Source organism: Collinsella aerofaciens, assembly GCF_032584215.1.
GTDB lineage: Bacteria > Actinomycetota > Coriobacteriia > Coriobacteriales > Coriobacteriaceae > Collinsella.
This window is the reverse complement of record NZ_JAWHPN010000124.1, coordinates 1-456: the sequence shown is the minus strand read 5'-3', so window position 1 is coordinate 456 and position 456 is coordinate 1. Positions and strand designations below refer to the sequence as shown.

Below are 456 nucleotides of genomic sequence, written 5' to 3'. Positions count from 1 at the left end.
CGGTAAAGAAAGAGTTCGTTGTGATGTGGCTGGTTTTGCCCTCATTGGTGTACCGGCGCTCGTTGAGCGCGGTCAGGAGGGCGTTGAGGATACCGTCGGACGCCTTAAAAATCTCGTCTAAAAAGACAATATGGCTGTCCGGCAGCTTTCCTTTGGTGATGATCCGGGGCTCGCCGCTGTGCAGCTCAGCGAGCGCCTTACGGTACTGTTCCATCTCCGCGGTCAGGTCCGCGAGTTGACTTGCGCTGTTCGGCCCACCGGTCTGAAGTTCTGTCTCCAGCTTCCGGCGCAGCTCCTGATAGTGCTGGTCTTTCTCCAACACCTCCTCCGGCACTCCGCCGGGGATCAAGCTGGAGAGGTCCAGACGCCCAAACAGAGCCTCCTCATCGGCCTGTTTGGACATCAGCCGCTCAAACTGGTTGGTGCCGGTGATGCCGGCGCGGAACAGGTTGATAA

1 protein-coding gene is annotated in these 456 nt (G+C 58.6%); it reads right to left on the bottom strand.

Going from position 1 to position 456, the window contains the following annotated elements; translation table 11 throughout:
- Nucleotides 1–456, bottom strand: a 456-nt coding sequence (locus RX395_RS10060; protein WP_316367367.1) for an AAA family ATPase, incomplete at both ends; no start/stop codon positions are given.